Genomic DNA, 24,294 nt, shown 5'->3' on the forward strand with positions numbered 1-24,294 from the left:
TCAGGGCGAACGGAAGGTGGGAATGAAAGGGAAGGGAACTCAATCCCCCCACAATTCCTTGAGCTTGCTGAAAAATCCCGTCGACTGCGGGCATTCCTCGCCCGTCTCGGTTTCGCGGAACGCCTCCAGCAGTTCGCGTTGCTTGGCGCTCAGCTTGGTCGGCGTCTCGACATCGACCTGGATCACCAGATCGCCTTGTCCGCGCCCGTTCAGCACCGGCATGCCCGCGCCGCGCTGGCGGATCTGCTTGCCGGACTGGATGCCGCTGGGAATCTTGATCTCATGCCGCTGCCCGTCCAGGCCCGGCACCTCGATCACGCCGCCCAGCGCCGCCGTGGTGATGCTGACCGGCGCGCGGGCGAACAAAGTCGTCCCGTCCCGCTCGAAGATCGGATGGCGCTTCACATGCAGGAAGATATAGAGGTCGCCCGCAGGAGCGCCCCGCGCCCCGGCCTCGCCCTCGCCCGACAAGCGGATGCGCGTGCCTTCATCGACGCCGGCGGGGATGTTGACGGACAGGGTCTTGGGCTTGTCCACTCGTCCTTCGCCCCGGCACGACCGGCAGGGGCTTTCGATCACCTGGCCCGCGCCATGGCAGGACGGACAGGTCCGCTCGACCACGAAAAAGCCCTGCTGCGCCCGCACCTGGCCATGGCCATGGCAGGTGCCGCAGCTTTTTACGCCCGTCCCCGGCTGCGCGCCGGACCCGTCGCAGCTTTCGCAGGCCGCCGAAACTTCGATCTGAATTTCGGTCTTCTTGCCGTGATAGGCGTCGTCCAGCGTGATTTCCATGTCGTAGCGCAGGTCCGCGCCGCGCCGCTGGGCCTGCCGCCCGCCGCCGCCGAAACCGCCCGCTGCCTGGCCGAAGATCGTCTCGAAAATATCGCCCAGGTCGGAAAAGCCGCCCGCGCCGCCTCGTCCGCCGCCGAAACCGCCGCCGCCATTCTGGAACGCCGCATGACCGAACCGGTCGTAAGCGGCGCGCTTCTGCGGGTCTTTCAGGCAATCATAGGCTTCGGAAACGGCCTTGAACTTGGCTTCGCTGTCGGTGCAGCCGCCGTTCTTGTCCGGGTGATATTTCATCGCCAGCTTGCGATAGGCGCTCTTGATCGCAGCCGCGTCCGCGGTGCGCTCGACTTCGAGCAGTTCGTAATAGTCGATTTCGGTGCTCATCTCGCCCCCGGCGTCCCTGCCCCGTCACGGCCATAACAGTCATGACGGGGCAAGCACATCAGCTTACGCCTTGTTGTCGTCCACTTCGGAGAATTCGGCGTCGACGACATCGTCATCGGCCTTCGGCGCGTCCCCGCCCGGAGCAGCCGCAGCCGCCTGTTCCTTCTCGTAAATGGCCTGGCCCAGCTTCATGGCGACCTGCGCCAGTTCCTGCGCCTTCGCCTTCATCGCCTCGGCATCGCCGCCCTCGACCGCCGACTTGGTGGCGGCAATCGCGGTTTCGATTTCCGACTTCAGGCCAGCGTCCACCTTGTCGCCATGCTCGGAAAGCTGCTGCTCAGTGGTGTGGATCAGGCTTTCGGCATTGTTCTTCGCCTCGGCCGATTCGCGCTTCTTCTTGTCTTCCTCGGCAAAGCGTTCGGCATCCTTGACCATCTGGTCGATGTCGGCGTCGCTGAGACCGCCCGAAGCCTGGATGCGGATCTGCTGCTCCTTGCCCGTGCCCTTGTCCTTGGCATGAACATTGACCAGACCGTTGGCGTCGATGTCGAAGGTGACTTCGATCTGCGGCACGCCGCGCGGCGCGGGCGGGATGCCGACCAGATCGAACTGGCCGAGCAACTTGTTGTCCGCCGCCATTTCACGCTCGCCCTGGAACACGCGGATCGTCACCGCCTGCTGATTATCGTCAGCGGTCGAATAGACCTGAGACTTCTTGGCGGGGATGGTGGTGTTGCGGTCGATCATGCGGGTGAACACGCCACCCAGCGTCTCGATGCCCAGCGACAGCGGCGTCACGTCCAGCAGCAGCACGTCCTTGACGTCGCCCTGCAACACGCCCGCCTGGATGGCGGCGCCCATGGCGACGACTTCGTCCGGGTTCACGCCGGTGTGCGGTTCCTTGCCGAAAAATTCCTTCACGGCCTCGCGCACCTTGGGCATGCGGGTCATGCCGCCCACCAGCACCACTTCGCTGATCTCGCTCGCCGAAACGCCCGCATCCGCCAGCGCCTTCTTGCAAGGCTCCATCGTCCGCTTGATGAGGTCGGCCACCAGCCGCTCCAGATCGGCGCGGGTGATGTTCTTGACGAGGTGCTTGGGACCATTCTGGTCGGCGGTGATGAAGGGCAGGTTGACTTCGGTCGACTGCGCAGAGGACAGTTCGATCTTCGCCTTTTCGGCCGCTTCCTTCAGACGCTGGAGCGCCAGCTTGTCCTTGGTAAGGTCGATGCCTTCCGACTTCTGGAAGTCGGAGGCCAGGAATTCGACCAGCTTGGCGTCGAAATCCTCGCCGCCCAGGAAGGTGTCGCCGTTGGTCGACTTCACCTCGAACACGCCGTCGCCGATCTCCAGGATGGAGATGTCGAACGTGCCGCCGCCAAGGTCATAGACCGCGATGGTCTTGCCGTCCTGCTTCTCCAGCCCGTAGGCCAGCGCAGCCGCGGTCGGCTCGTTGATGATGCGCAGCACTTCCAGACCAGCGATCTGTCCGGCGTCCTTGGTCGCCTGACGCTGGGCGTCGTTGAAATAGGCCGGAACGGTGATGACCGCCTGCGTGACCGTTTCGCCCAGATAGCTTTCGGCGGTTTCCTTCATCTTCTGGAGCGTGAAGGCGGAAATCTGCGACGGCGAATAATCCTTGCCACCCGCCTGCACCCAGGCGTCGCCGTTCGGACCCTTCGAAATCTCGTAGGGGACGAGTTCCATGTCCTTCTTGGTCATCGGATCGTCGAAGCGGCGGCCGATCAGGCGCTTCACCGCGAAAACCGTATTGTCCGGGTTGGTCACGGCCTGACGCTTGGCGGGTTGGCCGATCAGGCGTTCGCCGTCCTTGGTGAAGGCGACGATGGAGGGCGTCGTGCGCGCGCCTTCCGCATTTTCGATGACCTTGGGCTTGCCGCCGTCCATCACAGCGACGCAGCTATTGGTGGTGCCCAGGTCGATACCGATTACTTTTGCCATTGTGTCCTCTTTGAACCCCAAATCATATTCAGCGGTTGACGGCCCCATACCTCACGAAAGCGCCAAGGCAAGGGCGTTTGCGCATGGGATATAGGCGCGCTTTCGCTTGGCACAAGAAGCTTCGGACATTAGCTAGTCAAACGACCGGAAACGAGACAGTTACAAAGGCCCCTAGTCGATGCGCGCTTATTTTATCCCCATTGTCCTTGCACCCCTCATGCTGGCGGCCTGCGGCGATCCCGCGCCCACCTATATCGACCAGGCCTGGGTGCGGCTCAGCCCCAACAAGGACATGCCGTCTTCCGGCTATTTCGTCGCCCATGGCGGCGATGCGGACACGGCGCTGCGCGGCGTGCTGACCGACTATGCGCTGAAGGTCGAGATGCATGAAAGCATGAGCGAGGGCGGCAAGATGACGATGAAGCCCATCGACAACGTGCCCATCCCGGCCAAGTCGAAGGTCGCCTTCGCGCCCGGCGGCAAGCATCTGATGCTCTGGGGCGTCAACGACACGGCGATCGGCCGGGGGAAGATGACGCTCACCTTCCTGCTCGCCAATGGCGACCGCCTGCTGGTCGATGCCGTGATCCAGAAGCCCGGCGCGGCCGATCCCGCCACCGCCGCCATGGCGGAGGATCATAGCCAGCATTGACCAGCCGCCCGCTGACCCCGGCGGAAATCGCCCTGGCCCGTTCGGTTTTCGGTGAAGCGATCGACTATGGGCGGGTCCGGGCGCATAACCGCAAATGGTGGCCGCTCCAGCCCAGGGGCGTCACCATGGCGCCCGACGGCGACCTCTGGTTCCATCCGGAAGGCGGCCTGTTCTGCGCGGATTTCTGCGACAGCCCCCTGCACATCCAGGGCCATTTCATCCATGAGATGACGCATGTGGCCCAGACGGCCAGGGGCGGAAAATGGTATCTGCCGCTGATGCGCCATCCCTTCTGCCGCTATGATTATGTCATCGTGCCGGGAAAGCCCTTCCACCGCTACGGCATCGAACAGCAGGCGGAGATCGTGCGCCATACGTTCCTGATGCGGAACGGTATCACGATAGCGGGCAAACCGCCGTTGCAGGTTTATGAGGCTTTGTTGCCATTCAGAGGCGATAACGACTGATTTGGGGGGAAAGCGGACCTTTCTAATCCTCCCCATCGGGAGATGGGGAGGGGGACCGCGCGAAGCGTGGTGGAGGGGAATGGGGCACAACCTCCGAATTTCCCCTCCACCACTCGCTTCGCGAGCGGTCCCCCTCCCCACGCTGCGCGTAGGGAGGAATTGAGGTCAGCCATTGGCCATTTCCGGAAATCCACATTCCGTATTGCAATCCGATTTTGCCAATGCACCTGCCCGCGCGGGAACATGGCTCCACCCAAATCTAACCCGCCGCCGCCAGCAACTTGGCGCTCAACGCGGGCCATTCCGCCATGTCCCACCCTTCGGGCGTTTCGCGTGTCATGATCTGGTCCGCGCCGAAACAGTTGGACAGGTCGATATCCTCGGCCTTCACGAAGCAGCGGTCGTTCAAGGAATAGAAGGGGCGGACCACCGGCAGGGTCAGGTCGTCCCGGTTCTGCTCCACCACGATCGCCAGCCGATGCGAACGTAGCCGCACCAGCGACCCGATCGGATAAATGCCCACCGCCTGCTGGAAGGCCTGGAAAATCTCCGGATCGTAGAGCGTCTGCGCCTCGTCCAGCATCAGCAGCGCCCGCGACGGGTCTTCGCCATGGCGGTGGATGCGGTTGGACGTCATCGCGTCATACGTGTCGCAGATCGCCGCCATGCGCGCGAACAGGCCGATCTCATCCCCCTTCAGCCCATGGGGATAGCCGCTGCCGTCCAGCCGCTCATGATGGTGCAGGCACACGTCCAGCACCGCTTCGGGCATCTCCCCGCCCAGCGTCAGAAATTCATGCGCCAGCGTGGTATGGCTCTTCACCACCTCCCATTCTTCGGGGGTGAGGGGGCTGTTCTTGTCCCATGTTTCCTGCGGCACATGGCCCATGCCCACGTCCATCAGCAATCCGGCCAGCCCCGCCTGCTGCACCTGTTCCGGCGAAAGACGCAGTTGCTGCGCCAGGCTGATCATCAGCGTGCACACCGTCAGCGCGTGGAGATAAAGATATTCGCTGCTGTTCTTCAGCCGCGTCACCGCCATGAAGGCATGGGGATTGCGCTGGATCGAGCAGGAAATCTCCTCGATCATCGGCTCCAGTTTGGTCAGCTTGATCGCCTTGCCCAGCCGCACGTCGTCGAAAATCTTCTGCATCGCCCGCACGGACTTGCGCGCCAGCCGATTGGCGTTGACCATCTCCACCTTGGTGGACAACCTCTCCTTCGACAGCGGGTCGAAGGGGCGGCTGACTGGCGCTGGCGCTCGCCGCGCGCTGGCGCCCGCACGGCCGAAAGTGCGTTCACGCTGGTCCGGAACGGCGACGGGCCGGGAAGGCGGCGGCGCGGGTTTCAGATCGATGCCGCGGGACGTGTCGATCTGCACCCATTCGACCTTGCTGGCCTTCAGCGTTTCCAATTGATCGCCATCGTCGAGCAACATCCTGCTCTTCCAGAAGGGGTGGGAAAACCACGACCCTTCCATCTTGTGCAGGAACATGCCCAGTTCGACGTCCTGCGTGCGGATTCTCTTCAACATGGCGCGACCCCTTTTTATGGCCGCATTTCGCCCTCAAAGCCTTGCGAAAGCGTTAAGGGCGCCCCCTATCGCCAGCCCAGCCCCAGCGCCTTTTGCAGGGCGATATAGTCCGCCGTCATGGCCGCCGTCGCCTGCGACAGCGCCTGCGCCGCGGACAGGCCCTGCCGCTCCGCGTCCAGAAGCTGGATGCGGGTCGCGGTGCCCGCCTCGAAACGCTGGCGCATCAGCGCGGCGGTGCGGTCGGCCGACGTCTTGGAGCGTGCGGCGCTGGCGACGCTTAGCCGCCCCGCGCCGAAACGGGAAAGCGCATCCTCGCTGTCGCGCAGGGCGGTCAGGACGGCCTGCCGATATTGCGCCGCCGCCTCGTCCCGCGCCGCTTCCGTCTGTCCGACGCGGGCGGCGTTGCGGCCGAAATCCAGGAAGCTCCAGCTCAGGCGCGGCATGGCGATGGCGGCCAGCTTGTCGAAATCGACCAGATCGCCCGCATTGGTGCCGCCGATGCCGATCAGCCCCATGAAACTGATGCTGGGGAAGCGCGCCGCCTCCGCCACGCCGATTTTGGCGGTGGCGGCGGCGAAGCGGCGTTCCGCGGCGCGCACGTCGGGGCGGCGCTTCAGAAGCGCGGCGGGATCGCCCACCGCGACCTCGGCCGGGGGCAGGGGGACGATGGGGTTGACGGGGTTGACGGGGGCCAGCATCCCGTCCAGCGCGCCGGGCGCTTCGCCCGCCAGCGTCGCCAGCGCGTTCAGATAGGCGTCCCGTTCGGCGGTCAGGGGCGGAAGCGCGCCGTCGGCCTGCTCCACCAGATGGCGCTGCTGCTCCACCTCCAGCGCGGAGGCGGTGCCCCCGGCATGGCGCTGTTCGGCCAGGCGCAGCATCTCCCGCTGGCGCGCGAGCGCCTCCTGCGCCAGGGCGATGCGCTGCTGCCGGTCGCGCAGATTGACATAGGCCTGAGCGATTTCGGCGGTCAGGCTGACCTGCGCGTCCGCGACATCGGCCTCCGCCGCGCCCAGTTGGGCGCGCGCCGCCTCCACCCCGCGCCGCTTGCCGCCCCACAGGTCAGCCTCCCAACTCGCGTCGAAGCCCAGATTGTAGAAGTTCAGCGACTGGCTGTCGCCGCTGGACTGGTCGCCCTCATCGGAACTGCCCAGATCGACGCCGGGCAATGTCGCATGGACGTAGAGGGCCGACGCATTGGTGCTGGGCAGGGCGTTGGCCCGTTCCGAACGCAACGAGGCGCGGGCCTGTCTCATCCGCGCTTCCGCTGCCGCCACGCCGGGGTTGGCGGCGAGGGCGCGGCTTTCCAGCGCGTCGAGCACCGGATCGCCCAGCGCCGTCCACCACGCCGCGGCGGCGGGCGCTTGCGCGCTGGCGCCGTCGGCAGCCCGCGCGAATTGCGCGCCGGGGCTTACGGGTTTGGCGGCTTCCGGCCCGCGATAATCCGGCCCAGCCGTGCAGGCGGCCAGCGCGAGCAGGGGAAGGGCAATGAAGGGAAAACGCATGGAACCAGCCTCAATGCATCGCGACGGCTTGCCCCTGGGGCAAGGGGCGCAGGAACAGGACCAGCGGCAGCACGGCGATGATGCCGACCGCCAGCATGGTGAAAATGTCGTTATAGGTCATCACCAATGCCTCCCGCTGGATCGTGCCCGCCAGCGTGCGGAGCGCGGCTTCCTGACCGCCCAGGCCATGGGCCAGCCCGCCGATGTAATCCTGCACCTGGCCGCTATTGGCGTTCAGGCTTTCCTCTATGCGGCGGCTGTGCAGCCAGCTTCGCTGATCCTGGATGGTGGCGATCCCCGCCAGCGCCAGCGATCCGCCCAGATTGCGGACCGCGTTGAACAGCCCGGCGGCATCGCCCGCATCCTCCCGCGGGACGGACGCGATGGCGGCCTGGTTCAGGAACAGAAATCCGAAGATCGTGCCGGTGCCGCGCAGCAATTGCGACGCGATGAAATCCTCGCCGCCCGCCTGGTTGGTCAGCACCGTGTCGATCCAGCAGCTCGTCGCCATGATGAGCAGCCCGGCGCAGACCGCCACGCGTATGTCCAGATGCCGGATCAGCAGCGGCGTCAGCGGCATCAGCATCAGGCTGGGAATGCCCGACAGCAGCACGATCCGCCCCGATTGCAGCGCGTCGTAACCGGCGATGGCGGCCAGGAACTGCGGAATGACGAAGGCGGTGCCGTAAAGCATCATGCCGATCACCAGCCCCATCAGCGCCACCGCGCCGAACTGCCGGTCCAGCAGCAATTTCAGCCGGATCACCGGCCTTTTCGCGAAATATTGCCCGGCGAACAACAGGATGAAGCCGATGCCGGAGACGATCGACATCAGCACGATCTCCCGGCTCTGGAACCATTGTTCGCGCTGCCCCTCCTCCAGCACGATGGTCAGGCCGCCCAGCCCCAACGCCATGCCCGCAATGCCCAGCCAGTCGGCCTCCCGCAATTCGCTCAGCAGCGGCTTCTGGTGCGGCATCGTCACCAGCAGCAGCGTGATCAGGACGATGCCCACCGGCAGGTTGATGAAGAAGGCATAGTGCCAGCTAATATTCTCCGTCAGCCAGCCGCCGATCAGCGGACCCAGGACCGGCCCCAATATCGCGGTGACGCCGAACAGCGCGTTGCCGATCGGCTGCTGCGACCGGGGCAGGCGCATGGCAATGATCGTCATCGCCGTGGGGATCAGCGCCCCGCCGGTAAAGCCCTGGCCGACGCGCCCGATGATCATGGTCGTCAGATCGTCGGCGATGCCGCACAGCATCGAAAAGCCGGTGAACAGGAAGGCGGCGGTTAGCAGCAGCGTGCGCAGCCCCAACAGCCGTTCCAGCCAGGCCGCTAGCGGGATGACGATGATTTCCGCCACCAGATAGGATGTCGCGATCCACGTCCCTTCGGTGCCGCTGGCGCCGATTTCGCCCTGTATGGTGGGCAGGGCGGAATTGACGATGGAAATGTCCAGCGTCGCCATCATCGCGCCCAGGCTGCCCGCCGCGACCGCCAGCCATGCGGCGGCGTCGGCGCGTTCGGGCGCGGGGGGCGATGGCGAAGCGGCGGCGGCGGTCATCCGCCGGTCCGTGCGTTATGCCGCTCCTGCTCCCGGCGGATCTGCGCGGCGGCGTCCCTGGCCGAACGGGTGTCGACCGAAACCTCCACCGACATGCCGGGCACCAGCAGCTTGCGGGTTTCCGGCCCGGCGTCAATGGCGATGCGGACGGGGATGCGCTGGACTATCTTGGTGAAATTGCCCGTGGCGTTCTGCGGCGGCAGGACGGAAAATTGCGCGCCGGTGCCGGGCGCGATGCTGGCCACCCGGCCGCGCAGTTCGACGCCGGGCAGCGCGTCCACCTCGATCGTCACGGGCTGACCGACGCGCATCAGGCCCAGTTGCGTCTCCTTGAAATTCGCCTCGACATAGAGGCTGGCCCTGGGGACCAGGGTCATCAGCCGGGTCGCCGCCTGGATGAACTGGCCCTGCCGCACGCTCCGGTCGCCGATCCGTCCGTCGACCGCGGCGCGCAGGATGGTCGCTTCCACATCCGTATTGGCGGCGGACAGTTGGGCGCGGGCGGCCTCGCCCTGGGCCTGCGCCTGCCTGACCTGCGCCTCCAGCGTGGCGACCCGCTTCTGCGCGCTGGTCAGCGCGGCCTGCGCGGCGGCGGCCCTGGCTTTGGCCTGTGTTGCCTGATTCTGAAGCTCCGACAGGCGCTCGCGGCTCTCCGCGCCGCTGGCGGCCAGCGGGCGATATCGTTCCGCCTCGCTCGCGGCGAAGGCGGCGTTGGCGTTGGCGGCGTCCCGTTCCGCCTTCGCCTGGGCGATGGCGGCGCGCTGTTCCTCGATCTGGGCGGCCACGCCAGCGGCGCTGGCCCTGGCCACGTCGATCTGCGCCACCGATTGCGCCGCCTGCGCCCGATAGTCGCGGGGGTCGATCTGGACCAGCGGCTGCCCCGCCTTCACATCCTGATTCTCCTCCACGAAGACGCGGTCGACATAGCCGGAAACCTTCGGCGCGATGGTGATCGAATCGGACTGGACATAGGCGTCGTTGGTCGATTCCTGATATCGCCCGACGGCTTCGTACCGGATGAACCACAGCACGCCGCCGACGATCAGCGCCAGCGCCGCCAGCAGCAGGGCCAGCCGCACGCGGGGATTGTTGAGCAGGGAAGAGCGACTCTGGCCCGAGTCGCCGGCGGATGCGGAGGTGGAGGCCATATCGTCAGAACTCATGAAAAACCGGAAATTCGAATCTCGACCCATATGCTCGCTCTTGCAGCACCTCGCAATACCATTTATTGAGGTTCCTCATGAATCTCTCCGACGAACAACTGCTGACGGATTTGTCCCGCGTCATCACCCTGATGCGCAGATCCTTCGACCGTGCCATGACGGAGCAGGGCGCGTCCCTGGCCCAAACGAAGCTGCTGACGTGCATAAAGGCGCAGTCGGGAACGGCGCGCGCGGCCGATATCGCCGAGATTATGAGCATTGCGCCGCGGACCGTGACCGAGGCGCTGGACGGGCTGGAACGCGAAGGGTTGATCCAGCGGACGCCCGACAAGGCGGACCGGCGGGTCAAGCGGCTGACCCTGACCCCGGCCGGGGAAGCGGCCGTAGCCGTGACCGAACCCCTGCGCCGCGAACTCAGCGCAAAGATGTTGGCGGCTCTAAACCCGTCGGATCGGGCGCATTTTCATGCTGCACTGCAAAAATTACTGGAGGCGCTGGCCGACGGTTGACCTTTGATTCGCGCTTTTTTCTCTGTTATCATCCCGCCGTCGACCAGCATAAGCCTGGCGGCAGGGGAGAGTGCGATGGAGCGTATGCATCATAGCATGTGCCAGTGCAGCGTCGGGCTGTTGAGCCTGTTCAGCGCGTCGGCGTTGATGCTGACAGGCACGTTGTTCGTCCTGCTCAACTGATTGCACCCCACCGCGACCATCCTTCCCGGCGCGCCGCCGCTTCATGCGAGTGCGACGCGCCCCTTCGGGATCAATCCTTTTCGATCTGACCGACGTCGCGCACCGCGCCGCGCGCCGCATTGGTCGTCAGCGCGGCATAGGCGCGCAAAGCGGGCGAAACGTTGCGCTTGCGGCCGAACGGCTTCCACGCCCTGGCGCCCCGGCTCTCCATCTCCGCCTTGCGTTCCGCGATGACGGCGTCGTCCAGGTCCAGCCTGATGACGCGGTTCGGAATGTCGATGACGATCGGATCGCCGGTCGCGACCAGCGCGATCAGCCCGCCTTCCGCCGCTTCGGGCGAGACATGGCCGATGGAAAGGCCGGATGTGCCGCCCGAAAAACGCCCGTCGGTGATCAGCGCGCAGGCCTTGCCCAGCCCTTTCGACTTCAGATAGCTTGTCGGATAGAGCATTTCCTGCATCCCCGGCCCGCCCTTCGGCCCTTCGTAACGGATGACGACCACGTCGCCCGCCTTCACCTCGTTGCCGAGGATGCCCGCGACCGCCGCGTCCTGGCTTTCATAGACCCGTGCCGTGCCGTGGAAGGTCAGGATGGATTCGTCCACGCCCGCCGTCTTCACGATGCAGCCTTCCGGCGCGATATTGCCGAACAGGACCGCCAGCCCGCCATCCTTGGAGAAGGGGTGCTCCGCGCTGCGGATGACGCCGGTCTCGCGGTCGGTGTCCAGTTCCTTCCAGCGGTTCGACTGGCTGAAGGCGACCGTCGTGCGCACGCCGCCCGGCGCTGCCTTGAAGAAATCCTGCACCGCCGCGCTGTTGGTGCGGCTGATGTCCCAGCGATTGAGCGCCTCGCCCATGGTCGTGCTGTGGACGGTCGGCAGGCTGGCGTCGATCAGGCCCGCCCGTTCGAGCTGGCCCAGGATCGCCATGATGCCGCCTGCGCGGTGGACATCCTCCATATGCACGTCCTGCTTGGCGGGCGCGACCTTGCACAGGCAGGGAACCCTGCGCGACAGCCGGTCGATGTCCGCCATGGTGAAGTCGACCCCGCCCTCATAAGCGGCGGCCAGCAGGTGCAGCACCGTATTGGTCGACCCGCCCATGGCGATGTCCAGGCTCATCGCATTTTCGAACGCGGCGAAGCTGGCGATGGAGCGGGGCAGGACCGATGCGTCCTCCTGCTCATACCAGCGCTTGGCGAGATCGACGATGGTGCGGCCCGCCTCCAGGAACAGCTTCTCCCGGTCGCTATGGGTCGCCAGCGTCGATCCATTGCCGGGAAGCGAGAGGCCGAGCGCTTCGGTCAGGCAGTTCATCGAATTGGCGGTGAACATGCCGGAGCAACTGCCGCAGGTCGGGCAGGCCGACCGTTCGATGACCTTCACTTCCTCGTCAGTATAGCTTTCGTCGGCGGCGGCGACCATGGCGTCGACCAGGTCGAGCGCGATGGTCTGGCCATGGATGTCCGCCTTGCCCGCTTCCATCGGCCCGCCGGACACGAAGATGGCGGGGATGTTGAGGCGCATCGCCGCCATCAGCATGCCGGGCGTGATCTTGTCGCAGTTGGAGATGCAGACCAGCGCGTCGGCGGTATGGGCGTTGACCATATATTCGACGCTGTCGGCGATCAGGTCACGGCTGGGCAGCGAATAGAGCATGCCGTCATGGCCCATGGCGATGCCGTCGTCGACCGCGATGGTGTTGAATTCCTTGGCGACGCCGCCCGCCGCCTCGATCTCGCGGGCGACCAACTGGCCCAGATCCTTCAGATGGACATGGCCCGGCACGAACTGGGTGAAGCTGTTGGCGATGGCGATGATCGGCTTGCCGAAATCCTCGTCCTTCATGCCCGTGGCGCGCCACAGGCCGCGCGCGCCCGCCATGTTGCGGCCATGGGTGCTGGTGCGTGAACGATAATGCGGCATGATATTTCCTCGGTTCCTCGCGTCCTGAATACGCCTGCATGAACAAGTTGTGAAATATATTGCAAAGCCAATATAAAGTCGCATGGTGAATGAATGATCGACCTGCGCCAACTCAACCATTTCCTTGCCGTGGCGGATGAACTGCATTTCGGCCGCGCCGCCGAACGGCTGGGCATGACGCAACCGCCGCTCAGCCAGTCGATCATGGCGCTGGAGAGGGAATTGGGCGCGCCGCTCTTCGCCCGCACTAAACGCCATGTCGCGCTCACCCCCTTCGGCGCGCAATGGCTGGAGCATGTTCGCCCGGCGGTGGCCGCGATCGCCGAACTCGGCCCCATGGCGCAACGCCTGCGGGACGGGACGGCGGGTCGGCTGGCGCTCTCCTTCGTCAGCCCCGCCGACTACTCCATCCTGCCTTCGCTGGTGCGGCGCTATTCCACCGCCTTCCCCAACGTCGAGATGGCCTTGGCGGAGGCCACCAGCGACGTCCAGATCGAGGCGCTGGTCGAAGGGCGGATCGACGCGGGCATATTGATCCCTCCGGCATCGGGCCTGCCCGCGCTCATCGAATATCGCCCGCTGCTCCGAGAACCGCTGGTCGCCGCCGTGCCGGATAGCTGGGTCGCGGACGGAAGCCTGCGCGTCGAGCAGGGCAGGCTGACGGGGGAGGATTGGCTGGACCAGCCGCTGCTGCTCTTCCCGCGCCATGTGTCCCCCACTTTTCACGACCTTATCATCGACCATTATCGGGCCAAGGGGCGGACGCCGCATATCCGCCAGCGCGCCATCCAGATGCAGACCATCATCAGCCTGGTCTCGGCGGAGATGGGCATGGCGCTGGTCCCCGCCTCGCTCCGGAATCTGGCGCGGACCGGCGTGCGTTATCTGCCGCTCGCCGATGCCGCGCCGGTTCTGGAAACCGGCCTCGCCTGGCGCCGCGCGGATGAGGCGCCGACATTGCTCGCGCTGGTGCGCATCGCGCTGGAGGCGAGGGAGAATGCCCTCGCCGGATGAGACGGTCAGTCCGTTATCGCACCACCGCCCGCGTGTAGAGATGCCAGGTCGCATAACCCAGCACCGGCAGCACCACCGCCAGCCCCACCAGCGCGGGCAGCGCGCCCAGCACCAGCAACGCCACGACGATCAGGCCCCAGATCGCGACCGTCACCGGATTGTGCCATGCCACCCGGCATGACGTGCGCAACGCCACGCCCCAATTGACCGGCCTGTCCACCGCCATGGGGAAGGACACGACGCTCACCGCCAGCGTCAGCAGCGCGAAGCCGAAGCCGACCAGATTGCCGACCACGATCATCTCCCAGCCCTCCGGCGTGCCGAACACCGCCGACAGGAACGCCCCAACGGAGGATGTCGACCCCGGCACATTTTCCAGCGTCGCATGATAGATGAACCAGGCCGCCGCCATCCACGCCATGAACAGCAGCGCCAGCACGCAGGTCAGGTCGAACAGGGCGGACCCGCCCGGCTTGCGGATCACGTCCAGGAAATGGCGCCAGCGAGCGTCCAGCCCCGCCTCCCGCCGCCGCGCCAGTTCGTAAAAGCCGCTGGCGAAGGCCGGCCCCAACAGGATCGCGCCCGCGACCAGCGGGAATATCAGCGGCAGGATGGACATGCGGCTGGCCGACATGATCGCCAGCGCGACGATCACCGGATAGATGAAGCCGATGAACACCAGATCGCCCCGCTTGGCGAGGAAATCGTCCCACCCCTGACGCAGGGCGATGCGCAGATCTTCGAAACCGATAGTGCGGATGGAAATATCTTGCCCCGCGGACTCCGCCTGGGACGGATGAGCCATTGCCATGGTTCGCTCTCCTGACCGAACGCCACGACGCGCCTTGCTCTGCTTTGGTCCTCTGTCGGGACATGCCCGTCTTTCGGGGCGGGCATCTCTCGGCATGAGGGGAGCGCCTCATGGCCAATGGCGGCATCCTACACGTGGAATGCGGGGGCCGCCAGTGCTTTGATCGGACCGGCCGTCGCTACGGCATGCCTGCGCGGCGACAATGCCAGCCTAGCATGCCCGATGGTTATCAAGAATGTCATTTCGTTCAGCGATTTCCTGGCCATCCCCGTCTACCGAAATGGGGACAGACCTGCACCACGCAGGCGATCGGGAGGATCATATGCGGATTTCATCGGCCGGGATTGCTCTGCTTTCCAGCATCGCCCTTGCCGCCATCGCCCCGCCGGGCGCGGCCCTTGCCCAGCAGAATGATTTAGCCGGAAACCGTACGGCCAGCGTGCCCGAACAGCCGCCCGAAGCCGACATCGTCGTTTCGGGTTCCCGCATCGTGCGGGACGGCTTCAACGCGCCGACGCCCATATCCGTGATCGGCGCCGACCAGGTGGAGAACCGGGCGGCGATCAGCATCGGCTCCGTATTGCAGGAGGCGCCTGCGTTCCGCCCTAGCCAGAATCCTTCCGCCGCCCGCACCTTCACCAACAGCGGCTATTATGCCGATCTGCGCGGGCTGGACGCCAACCGCACGCTGGTGCTGGTGGACGGCCACCGCTTCGTCCCCACCTCCAACGTCGGCACCGTCGACCTCAGCCTCATCCCCACCTTCCTGGTCGAGCGGGCCGAGGTGGTGACCGGCGGCGCGTCCGCCGCCTGGGGATCGGACGCCGTCGCAGGCGTCGTCAACATCATCCTGAACCACAAGCTGACCGGCCTGCGCGGCGAAGCGCAGGCGGGCATTTCGGAAGAGGGCGACGGATATAATATGAAGGCGGCGCTGGGCGGCGGCACCGGCTTCGCCGACGGCGCGGGCCATATCATCCTGGGCGCCGAATATTCCTATGACGAAGGGGTGGGCGACAATTACACCCGCGACTGGGGGCGGGAGGAATGGTGGTTCGTCACCAATCCCAATTTTGCGACCAACGGCCAACCGGCGCGCATCTGGACCAGGAACGTCCATTATGCTTCGCAGACGCCCGGCGGCCTGATTGCCACCGGCCCGCTGCGCGGCACCGCCTTTGCGCCCGACGGCACCCCCTTCCAGTTCAATTTCGGGGAAGTGTGGGGCGACGACCAGATCGGCGGCGACGGTTACGGCACCAGTTCCTGGACCGGCGTCAACATCCGGCAGCCGCATGAGCGCATCGTGGCGATGGGCCGCGTCAGCTTCGAAAGCGGCGACACGACCTTTTTCGCGGAGGGTAATTACGCCCATGTCGACTGGACCGTGCCCAGCATCGGCACGCGCAATTTCGGGACGCAGACGCCCAGCACCAGCGCCTTTTCGCCCATCGTCGTCAGCGCGGACAATCCCTTCATCCCAGCAGCGACGCGGGCGGCCATCGACAATTACAACGCGACCCGCCCCGCTGGCGCGCCCGCGCTGACCAGCTTCCAGTTCGGCCGCTTCGGGACGGAGAATTTCCAGCAGATCGTCAGCAAGGCGAATGAAACCGCCCGCGGCGTGATCGGCGCGGAAGGAAAGTTCGGCGGCGTCAAATGGGATGTCTATGCACAACATGGCCAGAACCGTTTCGTCCGGGGCGTCATCGGTCAGCGGATAGAGGCGAATTGGCGCCGCGCCATCGATGTGGTGAGCGTGACGCAGAACGGCGTCTCGATCCCCGTGTGCCGCGACCTGCTCAGCCCCAATGCCGCCATTCGCGAAGCGGCGGCGGGCTGCGTGCCCTATAATATCTTCGGCACCGACACGGCGAGCGACGCGGCCAAGGCCTATGTGACCGGCCTCTCGCTCCAGCGTCAGAAGACGACGCAGACGGTGGTCGCGGGCAATCTTCAGGCGGAACCTTTCTCAACCTGGGCAGGCCCCGTGTCCATCGCGACCGGCATCGAATATCGACGGGAGACATTGCTTTCCATCCCCAGCCCGCTGGAGGCCGCCCGCGCCTTTTCCAGCGCCAATTCCGCTTTCGTGGATGGAAACTTCGACGTGAAGGAAGCCTATGTCGAGGCGCTGGTCCCGCTGGCGGCGGACAAGCCCTTCTTCCGCCACCTGGATGTCAACGCCGCGGCGCGCTATGCCGATTACAGCGGCGCGGGCAGCGTCTGGACGTGGAAGGCCGGCGTGAACTGGTCAATCACCGATGAATTCCGGGTTCGCGCCACGCGCTCCCGCGATGTCCGCGCGCCCAACCTTACCGAAATGTTCACGCCGGAAAGAAACCAGAATGCGCGCGTCATCGACCCGGTGACCAACACGGCCTATACGGTGCGCACCTTCTCCGTCGGCAATCGCAACCTGAAGCCCGAAGTCGCCAATTCCCTGACGGCCGGTTTCGTCTATCAGCCGCAATGGGCGTCCGGCCTGCAATTGTCGGTCGACTATTACGATATCGACATAAAGGGCGTCATCAACACGTCCAACGCGCAGGTCGTGCTGGATTCCTGCGTTGCGGGCGACGCCAGCCGGTGCGCCTTCATCACCCGCCCGGCCGCCAACGGACCGATCACGGAGATGGTGACGCCCTATCTGAACCTCAACCGGTTCCAGACCAGCGGCGTCGACGTGGAACTGTCCTATCGCATGCCGTTGGGGGCGGGCAATCTCAGCACCCGGCTGCTCGCCACCTATGTCTGGGACTATACGCTGACCGACACGACCGGCGCCATCGACCGGTCGGGCCAGAACGGCACGCCGGTGAACGGCGGCACGACCGGCATGGTCGACCTGACGATGAACGCCACCATCGCCTATGACACGGACGATTTCGGCGTGAACCTGCAGGCGCGCTACATCAATGGGGGGAAGATCGACACGGCGGCGGTGCCGGGCACGGCCACCAGCCTCAACATCAACAAGATTCCCAGCCGCGTCTATTTCAACCTGGGCGGGAAGCTGACCCTGACGCGCAGCGAGGACGGCGACCGCAAGGTGGAATTGTTCGGGACCGTCGACAATCTGCTGGACACCGATCCGCCATTCCCCTCCTTCGACGGGACATATTATGATCTGATCGGGCGCGCCTATCGCCTTGGCGTGCGTTTCCGTTACTGACGGGCCTTGGGGAGAGTGAAGATGCGCAGGAACAAGGCGGTGATCGCCGTAAGCATCGCCGCTCTGGCGCTTGCCGGATGCGCCACCGCGCCGACGGCGGCGCGTCCGGCCTCCCCGATTCCGGCGGACCCGCTTTCGGTTTTCGGCCATCGAACCGTGCTGGAATTCGGCCCCGCCTTGCTGGCGGCGAAAAATGCCCCGCCCGGCACCGTCGTCACCGCCAGCGGGGGCGTGCCCAATTTGTGGGCGGCCCCCGACCCCGCGCTGGCCGCGTCGGTCGGCGGCCATGCGGATGGCGCGCCCCCGCCGCCCAATCCGGGCGTGGCCGACCTTGCCGGCAATGCGGAGACGCAGACGCTGCGCATGTCGCTGAAGCATCCCGATGTCCGCATCATCGTCACCACGACAGAGGGGCTGTACCGCATCGTCGCCCGCCGTTCCTCCGGAATCGCCTCCGTCGCGGACCTTCGGGGCAAGCGGATCGCGGTGTTCGTCAACACTTCCGCCGCCTTCTACCTCCACCGGCTGCTGAAGGGCGCGGGCCTCAGCGAAGCGGACGTCACTATCGTCCCCCTGACCGCGAAGGCGGGCGCCGACGCCCTGATCAAGGGCGATGTCGACGCGCTCTCCACCTGGGAACCGGAGGCGGAACGGGCGTCCCTGGCGCTGGGCGACAACGGCCTCAGCATCCAGCCTGAGGGCGTCTATCGCGAAATATACAGCCTGAACGCCAAGGCCGCCACGCTGGCCGATCCGGCGAAGCGGGCACAGGTCGTCGCCTTCCTGCGCGAACTGCTGGTCGGTTGCCGCAAGGCGGAGGAAGACCCCGCCGAAATGCAGGCCATGCTGGCGGAGCGGACCGGCCAGAACCTCCAACTCATCCGCCAGTCATGGCATCATCACCGCTTCCCCTGCACGCTTCCCGGCGATCTGCTGGACGTGATGGTGGAGGAGGAGCAATGGCTCGCGAAAATCGATGGCCGCCAGCCGCGAGACCGAGCCGCGCTCTCCCGGCTTATCGACGCCAGCCTGTTGCGGGAAGCCGCTGCGCCCTGACGTCCCTCAAGACCCGACCGGCTCCACGTCCAGCCTGACCACCCCTGCCACGTCGCCGCGCGCCAGCGGATAGCGGCTCAGCACCAGTGGATCATGGCCGGGGATGATGTGGCTTTCCGAACTGGCCAGTTCCCGCATCCGGTCGAAGCCGAACAGCATGTCGGTCATGCTGTCGAAGGAGGGGAAGGGTCGGGCCTGCTCGAAATTGGCGTAGAGATGCGCGGCGTCCGACCCCAGCACCACCCAGCCGCGCCGGGTCTTCACCCTGACCACCTGCAACCCCCGCGTATGCCCGCCGACCCGGTGCAGAGTCAGACCCGGCGCCAGTTCGCTGTCGCCGTCGTGAAATTGCAGCCGCCCGTCGAACAGCCGCCCGATCATGGCCTGGACATCGCCCGGCTCATAGGCGTGGCGCAGCGGTTCGTGGCACATGCACCGGCCGGTGCAATAGGCCATTTCCGCATCCTGCACATGGTAGCGCGCCTGCGGGAACATCGCATGATTGCCCGCATGGTCGAAATGCATGTGCGATATGATGACGTCGCTGACCGTGGCGGCGTCGATGCCGATGGTCCTCAACCCCTCGTTCACCGGGCGCACCAGTTGCCGGTTGCGCTTAAGCCCCATCGCCGCGTCGAAGCCGGTGTCCAGCACATAGGTGCCGTGATCGCCGACAATCGCCCAGACGAAATAGTCCAGCGGCATCGGCCGGTCGTGCGGATCGCCGCCGACGAAATTGGCCGACGCGGTCCGGTCGTGATGGCCGTACTGGACGGCATAGACTTGGTAGCAATCTTCCAACGGCTATTCTCCGAACGCGTCCTGTCCCATTCAGCCGATTTCGACCCCGGCCCATTGCTCCACGACCCTGGCCATCATCGTGAAGTCGGCATCCGGCCCGAACTGCGCGGCCGTGATGTCCAGCATCGTCTTGGCCAGATTGCCCAGCATCATGGGTACGCCCAATGCCTGCGCCTCGTCCAGGCAAAGGCGGACATCCTTCAGCGACAGGCCCGTCGCAAAGCCGAAATCGAAGGTGCGCGGCACGACGGCGCGGGGGAATTTGTCCTTCGTCGCGCTGTTCTGCCCGCTCGATACATTGAGCACGTCCAGCATCACCCTGGGGTCCAGCCCGGCCTTCACGCCCATCGCCATGCCTTCGGACGTCGCGGCCAGAGCCACCACCGACATGATGTTGTTGATCAGCTTCATCGTCTGCGCCTGCCCCGGCTGGGCGCCGACGGGAATGACCTTGCCGAAATGGGAGAGCAGCGGCGTGACCTCTTCCTGCACGGCGGGCAGCGCGGCCAGCATCAGCGTCAGCTTGCCCGCCAGCGCCCCGGCGCGCCCGCCGCTGACCGGCGCGTCCGCGAAAGCCTTGTCGCGGTCCGCCAGCGCGACGGCTGCGTCCATCGAAGCGCGCGAACCGACGGTGGACAGGTCGACCATGATCCGGACCCTCGTCTCCGCCAGTTCCGCCGCCACGTCCCGGACGATCTGGGGGGAGGGGAGGCTGGTGAAGACGATTTCCGACCGGTCGCCCACCTCCGCCACGCTTTCGCCCGCCACGCCGCCTGCCGCCGCGAAATCCTCTCGCGCCGCGCCGTCTATGTCATAGGCGATCACCACATGGCCGTTCTTCAGCAATCGGGGCGCCATCGCACTGCCCATGCTGCCCAGGCCGATAAATCCCAAATTCCGGCTTTGCGTCATCAATCGCTCCATCAGCGGGCCAGCCATCCACCCTCGATCGGCAGGATCGCCCCATTCATATCCGTTCCGGCCGGGCCGCACAGCAACAGAAGCACTTCCGCGACGCTGTCGGCGTCGACGAACCGGCCACTGGGCTGCTTGCCGTCCAGAAAGCGTATCTCGGCTTCGGGTCGGGTCAGCCCTTCCTCGATCATCATCCGCTCCAGCCGGTCTGACCAGAGCGGCGTCAGCACCGATCCCGGCATCAGCGCGTGGCAGGTGATCGGCCCGCCCGCCGTTTCCAGCGCGGTCGCCCGCGTCAGCCCCTGGATCGCCGTCTTGGTGGTGACATAGTCCACGCGATTGACGGTGCCGCGATAGCCGTAGACCGACGTCATGTTGAACACCCGCCCATAATGGGCCGCCCGCATCCCCGGCAGCACCATCTGGGTGGCAAGGAAGGCGGCGGTCACGTTGACGGCCAGCGCTTCGGTCCATTTCTCTATGGGGAAATCCTCTATCCGGGCGAAATGCCGGACGACGGCGTTGTTGATCAGGATATGGACCGGACCCAGCGCTTCCTCGGTACGGTCGACCAGCTCCCGCACCGCCGCCGTCTGGCGCAGGTCGGCGCGGCAATAGAGGGCGCGGACGCCGAATTCCCGTTCGATCGCTTCCGTGAGGCAGGCGGCTTCCTCCGGCTCTTCCAGCCCGTGCAGCATGACGTTCGCCCCGGCCGACGCCAATTTGCGCGCCATCGCTTGGCCCAGCCCCCCGACCGATCCAGTGATCAGCGCATTGCGGCCGGTCAGTCTCCTGGCGTCAGTCATGGTCCGTCACCGTCAGTTCGGTAAAGCGCGAAACATCATCGAACCGATCCAGCGCCAGCGCGGCGTCGACCAGGCGTTCGGTCTGGTCTGCGGAGAGCGTTCCGGCCACATTTTCGCGGAACTTAGCCACGATCTCTTCGGTGGTCATCGGATTTTCCGCCGATCCGCGATTATGCTCCTCGACTTCCTGCAGGATCGTGCCGTCGGTCAGTTCCACCGAAATCACGCCCTTGAACTGCTCCGGACCGGGCAGCGTCTCGTCCACCCGATAGTCTACCCGTCGCGTCAGGGAGAGGATGGCCTCGTCGCGGAGGAATTCCGGCTGATAGGCGTCCTTCCCTAGCCGCCCGCGCACCAGCGCCTCGGCCAGCGTATATTGCAGGCTGACGCGTCCGTGCGAGTCGGTCAGCGGATGCAGCTTCTCGTCCTGCGGTTCGCAGACGATGCCGACGATATAGGGCGCGACGTCGCAACGGATGCGGCTAATCCGCTCCTCCGAAAGGCCGTGTCGCTCGCGCAGCCGCAGCAGCGCGCTGATATAGGGATGGATCACATGGGCGGCGGGAAAGGGCTTGAACGATGCGTTGCGGCTTTCCCATTCGTCCCCCAGCGCCTCGGTCAACCGGTTCCAGTCCGGGACGACGGCGCTGTCCTGAAGATGGGAGGCATAAAGGCCGAACCGCCCCTCCAGCACTTCGCCAGGGCCGGTGACGCCCGCCTTCGCCAGCGTCGCGGCGGCGATCCCGCTCTGCGCCGCCCAGCCGGGGTGCAGGAATTTGGATTGCGTGCCGTCTACCCAGCATTGGATCAGCCCCGCCGCGAAGCTGCCGGTGATCCCGGCCGCGCAGATCATCTGGCGCTGGTCCAGCGACTGCATCTTCGCCGCCAGCCAGCTTACGCCGAAGGGCGCGAACAGGCCGGATGGGTGGAAACCCCGCTTGTGGAACTGCCCCGGCGCCAGGCTGCCGACCCGGCAGCTTATCTCATTGCCGATGGCGACGGCCAGGATCGCGTCGCGCCCGCCGCTGCGCAGACGGTCGCCCAGCGCCAGCGCCGCCGCGACCGCAGGGCTGCTCATATGGACGATGGATTCATTGTGCGTGTCGTCAAATTCCAGCGCCTGCGACAGCGCGCCATTGGCGAAGGCCGCGCCCGACATGCTGGCCCGGGCCTTCGCGCCCCAGATGCGGGCCTCCGTTCCGGGATGCAGGTTGGCGGTGGCGCGGCGCACCGACTCGCCGAAGGGGCGCTGGCCGCCGGCGATGGAGAGGCCGATGACGTCGATGATCCGCAATCTGGTCGCGGTCACAACATCTTCGGGCAGATCCCCGAAGCGTAATCCCCCTACCCATTCCGACAATTTTTGCGAGGCGGCTATCACCCTCAAACCCCTCCAGTTCATTTTTTGAGATACCGGTATCATGATTTGGATACGACGCGAACGGCTTCGGCACAAGCCCCAAAACTTCAGATCATCTCTTTGTGACGGATTCAGCCCCGATGCGGTTGCCGGGGATGCCAGGCTGTTACGGCTTCGACGTCAATCTCCGGGCCGCTGACCGCCGCAATCCTCGCCAGCATCATATAAGTGCAGGCGATGATGAGGACTTCGAAGATGGCGGGCAGGCTGAAATGCTCCTGCATGGATGCCAATGTCCGGTCCGAAGGCGAGACGTTCGTCACCACTTCGCTGACGAATTCGCACAGACAGGCTTCGTCTGCCGCGAAGGCGACGAAATCCCCGGTTTCAAGGGCTTTCATCTCCGCATCCGTCATACCCAGCGCGGCGGCGATGCTCTCATGATGATAGATTTCATAGTCGGATCGGGAGAGATAGGCGACCCGCAGGATGATCAGTTCCCGCTGGCGCTGGCCGATGCCGATGTCGAAAATGGCGGCCCGCCCCAGCGCGCGCTGGGCCGCCCAGAAGGCGTCCGGGGCGTGCATGGCCATGCGCGATATGTTCAGCACGCGGCCGAAGGCGCCCGACAGGACTTCCCGTTTCGTGTCGGAAAGGGTGGCGGGGTCCGGATAGGGAATGCGGGGCATGGAATCTCCTGTTTCTTCTACTTTTCAAAGGGTTTTCGCCGACGCGGGGCATGTCGGCGGCGGCTGCGCTATCGAATATCGTTATGCTGATGGCCTATCATGTTGTGCCTCTCCGTTACTTTGGCCCTAGCTAAAGCGAGCGATCTTATGGTACCGGTATCTCATAAAGATGCAAAGAGGATGCGATCCATGTCCGACAATCTCTTTTCCCTGCAAGGGCGCAAGGCGTTGGTCGTGGGCTGCGACAGCGGCATAGGGCTGGCCTGCGCCCGTGCCATCGCCGCGGCGGGCGCGAGTCTGGTGATGTCGGGACTGGACAGCGAAAGGGGGGAGGCGCTGGCGCGGGAGATCGCTTCGGACAGCGGCCGATCCGTCCATTATCGCGCCGTCGACGTTCGCGAAGAGAAAAGCGTCGAAACGCTCGTGGCGGCGGCGGCGGAAATGATGGGCGGGCTGGACATTGCGATGAACAATGCGGGCATTCCCGGCCCGGCCGCCGCCATCCAGGATCTAAAGGCCGCCGATTTCGACAATCTGTTCGCGATCAACGTGCGGGGGGCATGGCTGGGCATGAAATATCAGGTTCCGGCCATGCTGGCGGCGGGGCAGGGCGGTTCCATCGTCAACCTCGCCTCTACCGCCGCCTTGTCGGGGCTTGCCTTTGTCAGCGCCTATTCCGCCAGCAAACATGCGGTCGCCGGGCTGACCAAATCCGCCGCCATCGAACTTGCCCCCCACAATATCCGGGTGAACGCGATCGCGCCGGGGCCGGTCCAGACCGGCCTGCTGCACAATATGCGGGCCAATCGCAGCCAGGTCGGCCATGCGCCGCCCGCATCCGTGCCGATGGGCCGCGTCGCCCAGCCGGAGGAGATGGCGGGAACGGTCGTCTGGCTGGCCTCGCAGGCGTCATCCTTCGTCACCGGATCGATCATATCCGTCGACGGCGGCGTGATCGCGGCCTGATCGGAAAAGCACATGCGCCACACAGATGGCGGAAAGACGGAGGAGATGGAGATGGCGGCGGAGGC

20 protein-coding genes are annotated in these 24,294 nt (G+C 65.5%); 7 read left to right on the top strand and 13 right to left on the bottom strand.

The window, feature by feature from the left end:
• Positions 1-39: 39 nt before the first annotated feature.
• Both dnaJ and dnaK read right to left on the bottom strand, forming a co-directional pair.
• Positions 40-1,173 (bottom strand): molecular chaperone DnaJ, encoded by a 1,134-nt coding sequence (gene dnaJ / locus BV95_RS09140; protein ID WP_037450420.1) that lies wholly within the window; start codon positions 1,171-1,173, stop codon positions 40-42.
• Between the two features lie 63 nt (positions 1,174-1,236).
• Positions 1,237-3,135, bottom strand: a complete 1,899-nt coding sequence (gene dnaK / locus BV95_RS09145) for a molecular chaperone DnaK (protein ID WP_037450421.1) — start codon at positions 3,133-3,135, stop codon at positions 1,237-1,239.
• Between the two features lie 178 nt (positions 3,136-3,313).
• Between dnaK and BV95_RS09150 the strand changes: the two genes are divergently transcribed.
• Both BV95_RS09150 and BV95_RS09155 read left to right on the top strand, forming a co-directional pair.
• Positions 3,314-3,787 (top strand): copper chaperone PCu(A)C, encoded by a 474-nt coding sequence (locus BV95_RS09150; RefSeq protein WP_037450422.1) that lies wholly within the window; start codon positions 3,314-3,316, stop codon positions 3,785-3,787.
• The gene (locus BV95_RS09155) at positions 3,784-4,254 is read left to right on the top strand and encodes a hypothetical protein (protein ID WP_037450423.1); all 471 of its coding nucleotides are present in this window, start codon (positions 3,784-3,786) and stop codon (positions 4,252-4,254) included. The genes BV95_RS09150 and BV95_RS09155 overlap by 4 nt, the downstream gene beginning before the upstream one ends.
• Positions 4,255-4,513: 259 nt before the next feature.
• Here BV95_RS09155 and BV95_RS09160 read toward each other — a convergent pair whose 3' ends face one another.
• From BV95_RS09160 to BV95_RS09175, 4 genes are all read right to left on the bottom strand, one after another.
• Complete coding sequence (locus BV95_RS09160) at positions 4,514-5,788, bottom strand: cyclic di-GMP phosphodiesterase (protein WP_037450424.1); 1,275 nt, start codon at positions 5,786-5,788, stop codon at positions 4,514-4,516.
• A gap of 65 nt (positions 5,789-5,853) precedes the next feature.
• Complete coding sequence (locus tag BV95_RS09165; protein WP_037450425.1) at positions 5,854-7,290, bottom strand: efflux transporter outer membrane subunit; 1,437 nt, start codon at positions 7,288-7,290, stop codon at positions 5,854-5,856.
• Between the two features lie 10 nt (positions 7,291-7,300).
• Positions 7,301-8,857, bottom strand: a complete 1,557-nt coding sequence (locus BV95_RS09170; RefSeq protein ID WP_037450429.1) for a DHA2 family efflux MFS transporter permease subunit — start codon at positions 8,855-8,857, stop codon at positions 7,301-7,303.
• Positions 8,854-10,020 (bottom strand): HlyD family secretion protein, encoded by a 1,167-nt coding sequence (locus BV95_RS09175; protein ID WP_420806750.1) that lies wholly within the window; start codon positions 10,018-10,020, stop codon positions 8,854-8,856. The genes BV95_RS09170 and BV95_RS09175 overlap by 4 nt, the downstream gene beginning before the upstream one ends.
• A 77-nt stretch (positions 10,021-10,097) precedes the next feature.
• On the opposite strand from BV95_RS09175, the gene BV95_RS09180 reads away from it, so the two are divergent.
• Positions 10,098-10,529: a MarR family winged helix-turn-helix transcriptional regulator gene (locus tag BV95_RS09180; RefSeq protein ID WP_013848803.1), complete on the top strand. Its 432-nt coding sequence runs from the start codon at positions 10,098-10,100 to the stop codon at positions 10,527-10,529.
• A gap of 253 nt (positions 10,530-10,782) precedes the next feature.
• Here BV95_RS09180 and ilvD read toward each other — a convergent pair whose 3' ends face one another.
• Entirely contained in the window at positions 10,783-12,636 is a 1,854-nt protein-coding gene (gene ilvD / locus BV95_RS09190; RefSeq protein ID WP_037450435.1) for a dihydroxy-acid dehydratase, read from the bottom strand.
• Between the two features lie 96 nt (positions 12,637-12,732).
• On the opposite strand from ilvD, the gene BV95_RS09195 reads away from it, so the two are divergent.
• Positions 12,733-13,650 carry a LysR family transcriptional regulator gene (locus BV95_RS09195; protein WP_037450571.1) on the top strand — a complete coding sequence of 306 codons (918 nt, stop codon included), beginning with the start codon at positions 12,733-12,735 and terminating at the stop codon, positions 13,648-13,650.
• Between the two features lie 13 nt (positions 13,651-13,663).
• Here the strand turns inward: BV95_RS09195 and BV95_RS09200 are convergent, their stop codons facing one another.
• Positions 13,664-14,461 (bottom strand): DUF2189 domain-containing protein, encoded by a 798-nt coding sequence (locus tag BV95_RS09200; protein ID WP_037450436.1) that lies wholly within the window; start codon positions 14,459-14,461, stop codon positions 13,664-13,666.
• Between the two features lie 322 nt (positions 14,462-14,783).
• On the opposite strand from BV95_RS09200, the gene BV95_RS09205 reads away from it, so the two are divergent.
• Together BV95_RS09205 and BV95_RS09210 are read left to right on the top strand one after the other, a co-directional pair.
• On the top strand, positions 14,784-17,636 hold the full coding sequence (locus tag BV95_RS09205; RefSeq protein ID WP_037450437.1) for a TonB-dependent receptor plug domain-containing protein: 2,853 nt from the start codon (positions 14,784-14,786) through the stop codon (positions 17,634-17,636).
• Positions 17,637-17,657: 21 nt separating this feature from the next.
• Positions 17,658-18,692: an ABC transporter substrate-binding protein gene (locus BV95_RS09210; protein ID WP_037450439.1), complete on the top strand. Its 1,035-nt coding sequence runs from the start codon at positions 17,658-17,660 to the stop codon at positions 18,690-18,692.
• 6 nt (positions 18,693-18,698) lie between these two features.
• On the opposite strand, the gene BV95_RS09215 is transcribed toward BV95_RS09210, so the two are convergent.
• The 5 genes from BV95_RS09215 to BV95_RS09235 form a co-directional block, all read right to left on the bottom strand.
• On the bottom strand, positions 18,699-19,493 hold the full coding sequence (locus tag BV95_RS09215; RefSeq protein ID WP_037450441.1) for an N-acyl homoserine lactonase family protein: 795 nt from the start codon (positions 19,491-19,493) through the stop codon (positions 18,699-18,701).
• 30 nt (positions 19,494-19,523) lie between these two features.
• Positions 19,524-20,405, bottom strand: a complete 882-nt coding sequence (locus BV95_RS09220) for an NAD(P)-dependent oxidoreductase (protein ID WP_037450574.1) — start codon at positions 20,403-20,405, stop codon at positions 19,524-19,526.
• Between the two features lie 11 nt (positions 20,406-20,416).
• Positions 20,417-21,214, bottom strand: a complete 798-nt coding sequence (locus BV95_RS09225; RefSeq protein WP_037450443.1) for an SDR family NAD(P)-dependent oxidoreductase — start codon at positions 21,212-21,214, stop codon at positions 20,417-20,419.
• Positions 21,207-22,637, bottom strand: a complete 1,431-nt coding sequence (locus BV95_RS09230) for an MmgE/PrpD family protein (protein WP_081873328.1) — start codon at positions 22,635-22,637, stop codon at positions 21,207-21,209. Before BV95_RS09230 ends, BV95_RS09225 begins: the two co-directional genes overlap by 8 nt.
• A gap of 68 nt (positions 22,638-22,705) precedes the next feature.
• Complete coding sequence (locus BV95_RS09235) at positions 22,706-23,263, bottom strand: carboxymuconolactone decarboxylase family protein (protein WP_037450447.1); 558 nt, start codon at positions 23,261-23,263, stop codon at positions 22,706-22,708.
• 189 nt (positions 23,264-23,452) lie between these two features.
• Here BV95_RS09235 and BV95_RS09240 point away from each other — a divergent pair, with 189 nt between their 5' ends.
• Entirely contained in the window at positions 23,453-24,229 is a 777-nt protein-coding gene (locus tag BV95_RS09240) for an SDR family NAD(P)-dependent oxidoreductase (RefSeq protein WP_037450576.1), read from the top strand.
• Positions 24,230-24,294: the final 65 nt, after the last annotated feature.

The organism is Sphingobium chlorophenolicum (assembly GCF_000722875.1).
Taxonomy (GTDB): domain Bacteria; phylum Pseudomonadota; class Alphaproteobacteria; order Sphingomonadales; family Sphingomonadaceae; genus Sphingobium; species Sphingobium chlorophenolicum.

Coding starts and splice junctions, on each gene's coding strand:
- BV95_RS09210 (WP_037450439.1), top strand. CDS start 17,658: ATGCGCAGGAACAAGGCGGTGATCGCCGTAAGCATCGCCGCTCTGGCG.
- BV95_RS09165 (WP_037450425.1), bottom strand. CDS start 7,290: ATGCGTTTTCCCTTCATTGCCCTTCCCCTGCTCGCGCTGGCCGCCTGC.
- BV95_RS09235 (WP_037450447.1), bottom strand. CDS start 23,263: ATGCCCCGCATTCCCTATCCGGACCCCGCCACCCTTTCCGACACGAAA.
- BV95_RS09175 (WP_420806750.1), bottom strand. CDS start 10,020: ATGAGTTCTGACGATATGGCCTCCACCTCCGCATCCGCCGGCGACTCG.
- BV95_RS09220 (WP_037450574.1), bottom strand. CDS start 20,405: ATGACGCAAAGCCGGAATTTGGGATTTATCGGCCTGGGCAGCATGGGC.
- BV95_RS09225 (WP_037450443.1), bottom strand. CDS start 21,214: ATGACTGACGCCAGGAGACTGACCGGCCGCAATGCGCTGATCACTGGA.
- BV95_RS09150 (WP_037450422.1), top strand. CDS start 3,314: ATGCGCGCTTATTTTATCCCCATTGTCCTTGCACCCCTCATGCTGGCG.
- dnaJ (WP_037450420.1), bottom strand. CDS start 1,173: ATGAGCACCGAAATCGACTATTACGAACTGCTCGAAGTCGAGCGCACC.
- BV95_RS09160 (WP_037450424.1), bottom strand. CDS start 5,788: ATGTTGAAGAGAATCCGCACGCAGGACGTCGAACTGGGCATGTTCCTG.
- BV95_RS09240 (WP_037450576.1), top strand. CDS start 23,453: ATGTCCGACAATCTCTTTTCCCTGCAAGGGCGCAAGGCGTTGGTCGTG.
- BV95_RS09200 (WP_037450436.1), bottom strand. CDS start 14,461: ATGGCAATGGCTCATCCGTCCCAGGCGGAGTCCGCGGGGCAAGATATT.
- BV95_RS09180 (WP_013848803.1), top strand. CDS start 10,098: ATGAATCTCTCCGACGAACAACTGCTGACGGATTTGTCCCGCGTCATC.
- ilvD (WP_037450435.1), bottom strand. CDS start 12,636: ATGCCGCATTATCGTTCACGCACCAGCACCCATGGCCGCAACATGGCG.
- BV95_RS09205 (WP_037450437.1), top strand. CDS start 14,784: ATGCGGATTTCATCGGCCGGGATTGCTCTGCTTTCCAGCATCGCCCTT.
- BV95_RS09170 (WP_037450429.1), bottom strand. CDS start 8,857: ATGACCGCCGCCGCCGCTTCGCCATCGCCCCCCGCGCCCGAACGCGCC.
- BV95_RS09230 (WP_081873328.1), bottom strand. CDS start 22,637: ATGATACCGGTATCTCAAAAAATGAACTGGAGGGGTTTGAGGGTGATA.
- dnaK (WP_037450421.1), bottom strand. CDS start 3,135: ATGGCAAAAGTAATCGGTATCGACCTGGGCACCACCAATAGCTGCGTC.